The following is a 9,730-nucleotide window of genomic DNA, read 5'->3' on the forward strand; positions in this document are numbered from 1 at the left end:
CATTCCGCCTGGTCGCCAACGGTCGAAGCAGTCCGGGGCGCAGCGACTGGGGTGCCGGTCAGCTGGTGGCTGTACCGAGCGCGTGCAGCGCTCATGTCCGCCGATGATCACGACGCCGGCATATACCAAACCGGGAACGACAAGGGTTTCCGTAGCGATTCAAGTTTCATATAACTGATTTCGTTGAACGCTGGCGTTCGAGCAGTGATATCGGTAGCGTACGGCCCCGTCCGACCAAGCTCGTCGGTCGGGCACGCCATGGCTGACGGGCATGGCGTGCCGGTCACCAGCCAGCACGCCCTGAGCCTGCCTGCTTCAGGCAAGGGGGCGCCGGCTGCCGTGTCGCCCCACCCGGACGGAGGCCACGCGGTGCCACAACGTGCTCTGCCGGTCCGGCTCGTCATGCACGGGTACCCCCCGTGCATACCCCGCGGCTTCGGGCGCACTACGACCCCTCAGCAACACCCGACGCGTTGTGAATCTCCATCAGCGCCAACGCACTTGTGAAAGAGCTGACGTGAACCACAGCCAACTCCCCGCGACGTTGCCGACGACAGACCGCACCCGCCACCGCCGTCTGCGGGAACAGGGAAGCCTGGACCGCGCCGCACTCGACGCGATCTTGGATGCTGGCTTCATCTGCCACTTCGGGGTAGTCATCAACGGGCACCCCATGGTCGTCCCCACCGTCTACGGGAGCGACGGACGGAACCTCTACTTCCACGGCTCCGTGGCCAGCCGCAGCCTGGTCGCCTCGCCCGACGCGACGATCTGCGTCACGGTGACCCACGTGGATGGCCTCGTCCTCGCACGGTCCGTGTTCGAGCACGGCGTGAACTACCGCAGCGCGATGATCTACGGTCTCCCGCGCCTGATCACGGATCCGGAGGAGAAGCTGGAGGGACTGCGCTGCCTGACCGAGCACGCCACGCCCGGACAGTGGGACTACGCACGGCAGCCGAACCGCAAGGAGTTGGCGGCGACCGCTCTGCTCGCCATCTCACTCGATGAGGCGTCGGTCAAGATACGCGCCGGCAGCCCGGAGGACGGCGACGGACCCGACGCCGCCCCAGGAATCTGGGCGGGTGTCCTGCCTCTGGTCTCCACCTGGGGCGAACCGGAAGCCGACCCTTTGCTCCCGGACGGTATCGAACCGCCCAAGCACATCGGCGACCGTAGCGGCACCCGTCTGGGGTGAGCCGTGCGTGCGCGATGCGTGAGCGGACGGTCCGACACAGAGTGACGACTGACGACGACCACTCACCCGCCGCCGCACACCGACCTCACCAGCATCTCGGGTTCGTGGGCTGCCCGTGGTGCGGGCGCCACAGCCCGCGCCCGCGGCACCGCGCGCGCCACGCGGTCGCCTGCCCACCGCAGAAAGGCGGTCGGGAGGAAGACCGAGTCCGCCGCAATCATCGCCAACGAGAAGAAGGGCAGCCCGAGCAGAACCCCGATACCCGCATGCAAGCTCATCATGATCGCGACCATCACGGTCCTCACGCGGCTGTTGAAAAGCGTGAAGGGGAAGGCGACTTCGACCATCACCGTGCCGTAGGTCAGGATCAGGATGATCAGGCTGCTGCTCGCCACGGCGTGAGACAGAGCGGGCCACGGCGTGAAGACAGCCACGTGCAACGGGTAGTAGAGCGCCGTGCCGTCCTGCCAGTAAGGACCTTGGATCTTGTACCAGCCGGCGGTCGCGTAGATCAGGCACACCTCGACCACGATCACGAACATCGCACCCGCGTGCACCACGTTTCCGACCATCTCCATGACGGTGCGGGGCTCCCCGGGCGCGTAGCGCCGCACCAACCACCACGCCATCTGCGCGAAGACGAAACCCCAGAGCAGCAGCGCCCAGCCCGTACTCAGCTTGCCCAGCCCGGTGACCAGGGCGAGCACGGCGGTGAAGAACACCCACATGACGATCCCGGCCACGTCCCGGCCACCGTCCCGGCCGTGCGCGGCACGCCGCGCGTCCAACGACCAGACCTGGCCGCAGCGCGTGAATACCAGGTAGATCGCCATGACATGGATGACATTGTCGCCGCCGTCCCCCACGAAGGGACTGCGGTTCAGGAGCGCCAGCACACCGATCATGAAAAGCAGCGAGGCGGTACGGGTCCGCCACCCCAGGAGCAGCATCACCGACGCGGCGATCGCCGCAAGGTAGACGACCTCGAACCACAACTGACTGTTATGCCACATGAGTACCGTGAAGGCCTCGTTCGTGGCGATCAGTTGACGGGCCATGCTCCAGCTCCAGGGGCTGTCCACCCCGTAGAGCTCGTTGCGGTGCACCCACTCACGCAGCAGAAAGGCGAGCCAGGTGAGCGAGAAGCCGATCCGGATGACGGCCGACTGGTACGGCGCGATGGGACCGCTGGTGATACGCGCGAAGCCTCGCCCGATCGCGGCGCCGACGGCGCGCCGCAGCCCGGCGAGGGAGGACGGCACGGATGCTCGGCCGGGCGTGGCCGGAGGGTATGTGGTCACTTCAAGTCCTCCGCCTTGACGATCCACCACGGCTGAACCAGATAGCTGGTCTTGGTGTCGATGTGCTGATCGCTCCCCGGGGGCGCCTTCACCGGCGTACTGGCCGAGCGCAGCTGGACGAGGAGCACGGTGCCGCCGTTGAGGTGCGGTACAAGGCGCTGGGTGGCGATGCGCATCAGGTACTGCTGGTTCAGATTTCCAACCACGCCGATCGGGCGACCCTGGTTGTCGAGCGTGTCGACGAAGTTGGCCCAGGCGAGACGAAGTTCGTTCTGCTGTGTGTGGCTGGGGAAAGGATTGTGCACGATCTGCGCCTGATCCATCGCGGTCAAGTCCACCCAGCCGGTATCAGTGGGGCTGCTCGCGTTGGGCATCAGGACCTTCGCGCGCGCCTGCACCTGGGTATTCTCCGCCGGTACGTAGGGCGCGAAGACCCTCCAGCCCTGTGTGAACTCGGGTGCAACGTACTTGTTGATGCCTGCGGCGTGCTGCCGGGAAAGATGATTCACGGGGGCGATGCTGAGGAAGAGCATTGCCAAGTGGACGGCAGCCCCGACCATGACGCCCACCACCGCGAGCGCGATGATGGTCACCGACACTGATGAGAGACCGGATACCCCGCTCAGCCTGCCGACATGATCCGGCGGCAGGCTGCGGCTGCGGCCCGCGCCGACCGGAGCTTGTCCGGTCGGCGCGTGCCTGTCATTGCCAGTCCGCATGCCTCACCCCACGTTGCCCTGTACGTTGCCCTGGGCGTTGCCCTGGGCATTGCCAAGAGCGTTGCCCTGAGCGTTCCCCTGCACGTTGCCCTGGGCATTGCCCTGAGCGTTGCCCTGGGCATTGCCCTGCACATTGCCCTGGGCGTTGCCCTGGGCATTGCCAAGAGCGTTGCCCTGAGCGTTCCCCTGCACGTTGCCCTGGGCATTGCCCTGAGCGTTGCCCTGGGCATTGCCCTGCACATTGCCCTGGGCGTTGCCCTGGGCATTGCCAAGAGCGTTGCCCTGAGCGTTCCCCTGCACGTTGCCCTGGGCATTGCCCTGAGCGTTGCCCTGGGCGTTGCCCTGCACATTGCCCTGGACGTTCCCCTGGGCATTGCCAAGAGCGTTGCCCTGGGCGTTCCCCTGCACGTTGCCCTGGGCATTGCCCTGAGCATTGCCCTGGGCGTTGCCCTGCACATTGCCCTGGACGTTCCCCTGGGCATTGCCCTGAGCGTTCCCCTGCACGTTGCCCTGAGCGTTGCCCTGGGCGTTGCCCTGCACATTGCCCTGGACGTTCCCCTGGGCATTGCCCTGCACGTTCCCCTGAGCGTTCCCCTGCACATTGCCCTGGACGTTCCCCTGAGCATTGCCCTGGACGTTCCCCTGGACGTTGCCCTGGGCATTGCCCTGGACGTTCCCCTGGACGTTGCCCTGGGCATTGCCCTGCACATTGCCCTGCACGAAGTTCTGCACAATGTTCTGCGCAATCCGGGCGGCAGTCGGTGGATTCTGCCCGACAGGAACGATAAGGGTGAGCGTTCTGCCTACCCCGGGAACAGTGGTCGTGGCGAAGCAATTCAGGTCCCTCTGCTGCCTCTTGAAGCACACGAGGCGATCCGGCATCTTGGCATGACTCTTCTCTGCCTGTGCAGATGCCGGGCGGACATTCTCGGGCGCACTGCTGGAATGGGCGCTCGTAACCCCATACGTGCTTGCCGTCAAGCACGTAGCTGCCGCGACACCGATGCTTTGCCATAGCCTCTTCTTCATGGTCAGCCCCTTGAAGATTCGGGTGATCTTGATTGAGAAGTCGCGCAAGCTTCGTCACACAAAGCTTCCACCTGAGCGCCTGTTGGCGCTACCTGATCGCGTTCTCAACACAAGGCTTACCCAATTCGCCCGAGGGGACAAGGGGCAGAATTGCTGGTTGACATGCGGGCAAGACTGCCGAGTTTCATGTGGGTAGAACTACCTCACCCTCGAGCGCTCAATCGCCCGTCAGGCCGTAGCGCAGCGCCAGTCTGGTCAGATCTGCCCTTCGGTGAGAGCCACTCTTGCTGCGCAGCCGATCCAGATGCGAATGCACTGTGTTCTCGGTGATGTTCAACTTGGCGGCGATCTCCCGGTCTGTGGCTCCGCTGGCAAGGAGCTGCAGAATCTGTCTCTCGCGGTCGGTTATGCGAGGAGGCGGCGAGGGAAGGACCCGGCCATTGAGATAGGCGGAGAAGTAACTGCGCCCTGAAGCGACAGCACGGATCGCTGTCAGCAACTCTGTTTCGCTAATTCTTTGCCCCAGGTAACCGCGTGCGCCGGCCTTAATGCACAGGACTACATCTGATTGCGTTTCGGAATCCGACAACACAATAACCGGATGCCCTTGCCGGTACAGTCCTGCGACGACGTTGGATGTCTCCCAGGTGGGCATCTGCAGGTTGAGCAGGACGACCTCTTCGCCATTCCCCTCGCTGCGGTGATCGCGAACCTTCCTGACCGAGGTCACAATCTTCAGATCCGGCTCAGGATTGATCACATGCGCGAGGCCGTGAAGAAGTAGCGGGCAGTCGCTGATGACGCTAATGGGCGTCAGAGGTGCGTTCATCGCGGTCCCAGGGGAGGTAGGAACACCCGCCACATGACGGGCAACGGGGCCGACGGCCGGTGGTCCTACCGTCTGCACCCAGATTGGACCCATTTGCGACCACCGGCATGACTATTAGGCCAGGCGGCTCACCTGGCGCCGACAGCCGGCGGCCCACACCGGGGCTCGGCCCGGCGGCTTCGGAGACTTCGGGGAGGTGCTGGCCGGCTGATCCGCCGGGGCCGGGCGGATGGTCACGTGCTCAGGTTCTGTACCCGTGCGTACGTCGGTACGTCCCCACCCGGCGGCCGCCCCGCCCTGATCTGCGCCGCCACCCCCGGGGCCGCGCCCAGCGCCGCCCGGTGGAGCAGCGATCCCAGTCTCACCCGGCTTGTCGTCCCGGGCCTGATCGCCTATCAGCTCGTCCGGCAGCCCAAGGGCGCAACGCTGCCGGCGACCGGCACGGTGACGCTGACGGCCTACGTCGGGCTCACCGCCGGAATCCTGCTGGGCGCGCTGCCCTCCGTCTGACCGGCATGCCGCCCGACACCGCCTGACGACTCACCCACCCAGGAGCTGACCGACTCATGAGTGCCAAGACCAAACGCGGCCCCCGCCCGGTGCCGCATGCCGTCACGGTGATCGCCCTGCTCGCGGGCAGCGGCTGCCTCGCCGTCGAACTGCGCAAGGACGAGCAGGCCAAGGCCGCAGCCCGGAGGCCCGCCGCGCCGCTCAGCGCAGCTCCTCCGGGCACGGTGTGCCGGGCGACAGCTGGTACGGGGCAGCCAGCCGGTACACCCCGGCGCGCGGCGCGAGCAGTTCCGTCCACTCGTCGCCGTCCGCGTCCTCGTCCACCTTGATCAGGCAGCCGTTGGTGTTGACGAAGGTCCGCGGGCTGTCCTGGTCCGCGCGCTGCTTGGACGCCTCGGTCTCCTGCGGCCGCTCCACGCTCCTGCCCTCGTCGTCGACCAGGGCGAGCCAGCGCGAGTACGGAATCCGGATCAGCACCCGGCCCGCCCGCTTCACATGGATGGTCAGCTCGCCCGCACCGGCCCGCTCCACGGTCGCCGGCGGATCGGCCAGCGGCACCGGGCTGTCGACCTCGAAGAGCTGCCAGTTGGAGTCGGACCAGATCCTGCGCAGATACGGCTGCCCCTTCTGGACGAGCTCCGCCTCCTGCTCCGCGCCGGTGGCGTCCGGTGCCCCCTTGGGCAGCACCACGTAGTGCACGGCCCAGCGGTCGAGCCACTGGCGGTAGTTCACGGGGTTCAGGGTGTCGTCGTAGAAGAGCGGGTTGCGTTCCATGTCGGCCTGCCGGTTCCAGCCGCGGGCCAGGTTGACGTACGGTGCGAGCGCGGACGCCTCCCGGTGGCTGTTGGCGGGCACCACCTCGACCCTGCCCCGCTCCGCGCCGATGTTCTGGAGCTCATTGACGAGCGGCGCGAGTTCGCGTGTCCAGGAGGCGGTGGGGGCGGTGCGGACGATGTCGTCGGCGCCCTTGAAACCGATCCAGATGTTCATGCCGACGAACGCCAGGATCAGCGCGTACCAGCGTCGCGAGCGCGGCACTGCGTACGGGAGCGCGGCAAGCAGTGCCACCCCGGCGAACAGCATCGCCATCCGCGTGACGTTCGACCCTATCTGCGAATCGATCACATAGGTCAGCAGCGTCCCGACCCCGTAGACGGCGGCGGCGGTACGGACCGTGCTCCACTCGCGCGGGACGAGAAGGAAGACGAGGACGGCGAAGAGGAACGGCAGCGACAGCGTCGCGATCGACATCGGCTGCGTACCCGAGAACGGGAACAACCACGAGGACAGCGCCACCACCACGACCGGCGCCAGCCCCAGCGCGTACGCCCCCGGGCGCCGCTTGTTCAGGAACAGCGCCGCCGCCACCACCCCGAGGAACAGCCCCGCGACAGGGCTGCCCGCGGTGGCGAGACCGGCGAGCGGCGCGGCGACGGCCGCCTTCGCCCAGCGCTTGTGGCGCCACCGGTACGGCCAGCAGAACACCGCGGCCACCGCGCCCAGCGCGAACATCATGCCGAGCCCGAACGTCACCCGCCCGGACAGCGCGTTGCACAGGAACGCGAACACCCCGGCGAGCGAGCAGGCGAGCGGGTTACGGACGGCCGGGACACGGACCAGGATCAGCGCGGTCAGCCCCGCCGACACCGTCCCGGCGATCATCATCGTCGTACGGACGCCCAGCACCGACATCAGATACGGCGACACGACGCTGTACGAGACGGGGTGCATGCCCCCGTACCAGGCGAGGTTGTACGCGGTGCCCGGATGCCGGCCGACGAACTCGGCCCAGGCGTCCTGCGCCGCGAGGTCGCCGCCACTGTTCGCGAAGAAGAAGAACCAGAGGATGTGGGTGACCGCGGCCGCCGCCGTCGCGATGGTGACGGGGTGGCGCAGCAGCCGCTGGGCGCGGGTCCGCGCGGGCACCTCGGCCCCGGGTTCGGGGGTACGCGGGGCAGGCAGCCGGACGCCCGAGTTCCCTCCCCCGCTGCCGCTCGTCACGTCGCCTCGCACATCGCTGCTCCCGGCCGCTTCACGGCCGGATCTCGGCTCCGCGGTGGTCACTACGGTCTCTCCCCGTCTCCGCCGGCCCCGTACCCCGTCCCCGTACTTCGTGCCCGTGCCCCCATTCGGTACACGTGTGAGGACGCGGTCCGGCCCTCCCCGGTTGTCCGGGGACGCTAACACGTGGGCAACAGGGAAGGGGGTGCCGATCCCGGCACCCCCTTCCCTGTTGCGCGTCAGCTCATGCGGGTCAGCTTCTTGCCGAACCCGGGCTCCGCCAGATCGCTCTGCAGCGCCACCGCGACCTTCACCTGACTGGCTCCCTCACCGACGGTGAGCGTGCCCACATGGGTCCCGGCGGCCGCCGTGTGCGGGATCGTCCTCCCGTCGTCGGTCAGTTCGATCCTGACCGTCAGACCGGGCCAGCCGACCGCCGCCACGTCCTCGGTCGCGACGACCGGGACCGTACCGCCGAGGCCGTCGTCGACCCTGCCGACGACATCACCCTTCTTCACGACCTTCCCGCTCTCCAGCAGGTCCTGCGTCGCGACCATCACTTCCTTGCTGACCGCGTTGACCGTGTCGATGATGGCGGGCTTGTGCTGGCCCAGCACCGCACCGACGATCAGCTGGTCGGTGTCGCCGACCATCTTGTGCGCGGCGAAGAGCAGGTTGCCGCCGGCCTTGGTGGTGGAGCCGGTCTTGATGCCCAGCGCGCCGTTGTACGGGACGAGGGTGTTGTAATTCCGCCAGTTCCTGCCCGACGGGTCGGTCCACGAGGGCAGCCGCGTGATCGCCATCAACGCCGGGATCTCCACAAGCTTCTGACCGAGCTTCACCTGGTCCTCGGCCGAACTCACCGTCGTCTCCTTGAGTCCGGACGGGTCGGTGTACGTGGTGTTCTTCATGCCGAGCGACTTGGCAGTGTCGTTCATCTTCTTGACGAACGCCGCCTCGGAACCCGCGTCCCAGCGCGCCAGCAGCCGCGCGATGTTGTTGGCGGACGGGATCATTATGGCGGAGAGGGCCTGCTGCTCGGTGAGCTTGTCGCCGACCTTCACGGTGTTGAGGGTCGACTCGCCCTCCGAGTCCAGCTTGCCGTCCGACTCCGCCTTGGCGTCGACCGTGATGGACGGACCCGCCTTGCCCTTCTTCAGGGGGTGGTCCTTGAGGACGATGTACGCGGTCATCGCCTTGGCCACACTGCCGATCGGCACGGCCTTCTGCTCGCCGAACGAGTCCACCGTGCCGAGACCGGTCGCCGCCATGTAGCCCTGACCCTCGCTCGGCCACGGCAGCGACGGCTTCCCGCCCTCGAAGGTGTACGTCGGCTTCGCCGTCAGTTGCAGCCCGGGCGCCGGCAACGGGCGCACGGCCTGCACGATCGCAAAGACGACCAGGAGGAGCAGAACCAGCGGGGTCCAGATCTTGACCCGGCGAACGGCGGTACGGACCGGCGTCTCCGGCGGCGGTGGCGTGTTCGTCAACTCGGCCAGCAGGTCGAGCGGCGGCCTGGGCGGCATCGGCTGCTGCCGGGTGCGCTCGGCGCCACTGAGCGAGGGGGCGGCGGCCGGTGCGGGTGCGGCTACGGGTGTCCCGGGCTTGCCGACGGCGGGGGCGGGCCGTGCTTCGTCGCGGCGCAGCGGTACGAACTTGCTGGTGCGCTCGACGGGGGTCTCGGGCTCGGACTCCGGCTTCGATGCGGGCGGGGTGATCTTCAGCGCGGTCGTCGGCTGGTCGACCCGATCCGGCCGGACCGTCCTGAAGACGGCCGTAGGCTGATCGATTCCTCGCTTGTCCGCAGCGGGCTCGGTGCCGTCGGCGGCGTCGGCGGCGGTGGTCCCGGCGCCCTTGGGCGCGTCGGCGTCGGCGGAGACGTCGTCGACCGTCGCGGTCTCGTTGTCACCGCCGCTCTCGTTGTCCCCGGAGTCCGAGACGTCCTCGACGTCCGCAACGTGGCTCTCCTCACGACCCTGAGGGAACCGGGCCTCGTCGGAGGCATCGCCGGAAACCTCGGCCTTGTCCGCACCCTCCTCGGAAGCGTCGCCGGAAACCTCGGCCTTGTCCGCACCCTCCTCGGAAGCGTCGCCGGAAACCTCGGCCTTGTCCGCACCCTCGTCGGAAGCGTCGCCGGAAACCT

Annotated in this window: 7 protein-coding genes and 1 pseudogene; 2 read left to right on the plus strand and 6 right to left on the minus strand. The window is 67.6% G+C overall.

Translation table 11 applies throughout. From position 1 onward, the window contains the following. Positions 1-517: 517 nt before the first annotated feature. The gene (locus AB0I23_RS34475; protein WP_359115525.1) at positions 518-1,198 is read left to right on the plus strand and encodes a pyridoxamine 5'-phosphate oxidase family protein; all 681 of its coding nucleotides are present in this window, start codon (positions 518-520) and stop codon (positions 1,196-1,198) included. Positions 1,199-1,260: 62 nt separating this feature from the next. Here the strand turns inward: AB0I23_RS34475 and AB0I23_RS34480 are convergent, their stop codons facing one another. The 4 genes from AB0I23_RS34480 to AB0I23_RS34495 all read right to left on the minus strand — a co-directional run bounded on the left by AB0I23_RS34480 (position 1,261) and on the right by AB0I23_RS34495 (position 5,076). After that, positions 1,261-2,499, minus strand: a complete 1,239-nt coding sequence (locus tag AB0I23_RS34480; RefSeq protein ID WP_436847044.1) for an HTTM domain-containing protein — start codon at positions 2,497-2,499, stop codon at positions 1,261-1,263. Continuing rightward, positions 2,496-3,218, minus strand: a complete 723-nt coding sequence (locus tag AB0I23_RS34485) for a DUF5819 family protein (protein WP_359115527.1) — start codon at positions 3,216-3,218, stop codon at positions 2,496-2,498. The genes AB0I23_RS34480 and AB0I23_RS34485 overlap by 4 nt, the downstream gene beginning before the upstream one ends. A 3-nt stretch (positions 3,219-3,221) precedes the next feature. Further along, complete coding sequence (locus AB0I23_RS34490) at positions 3,222-4,295, minus strand: hypothetical protein (protein WP_359115530.1); 1,074 nt, start codon at positions 4,293-4,295, stop codon at positions 3,222-3,224. Between the two features lie 169 nt (positions 4,296-4,464). Continuing rightward, positions 4,465-5,076 carry a response regulator transcription factor gene (locus AB0I23_RS34495; RefSeq protein WP_359115533.1) on the minus strand — a complete coding sequence of 204 codons (612 nt, stop codon included), beginning with the start codon at positions 5,074-5,076 and terminating at the stop codon, positions 4,465-4,467. A 372-nt stretch (positions 5,077-5,448) separates the two neighbouring features. Here AB0I23_RS34495 and AB0I23_RS34500 point away from each other — a divergent pair. Continuing rightward, a pseudogene (locus tag AB0I23_RS34500) lies at positions 5,449-5,586 on the plus strand (poly-gamma-glutamate biosynthesis protein PgsC/CapC); the annotation flags it as partial. A gap of 201 nt (positions 5,587-5,787) precedes the next feature. Here the strand turns inward: AB0I23_RS34500 and AB0I23_RS34505 are convergent. Together AB0I23_RS34505 and AB0I23_RS34510 are read right to left on the minus strand one after the other, a co-directional pair. Then, on the minus strand, positions 5,788-7,650 hold the full coding sequence (locus tag AB0I23_RS34505; protein WP_359115536.1) for an MFS transporter: 1,863 nt from the start codon (positions 7,648-7,650) through the stop codon (positions 5,788-5,790). A gap of 176 nt (positions 7,651-7,826) precedes the next feature. Then, a partial coding sequence (locus AB0I23_RS34510) for a serine hydrolase (RefSeq protein WP_359115538.1) occupies positions 7,827-9,730 on the minus strand: 1,904 nt, incomplete at its 5' end.

Source organism: Streptomyces atratus (assembly GCF_040655115.1).
Taxonomy (GTDB): Bacteria; Actinomycetota; Actinomycetes; order Streptomycetales; family Streptomycetaceae; genus Streptomyces; species Streptomyces atratus_D.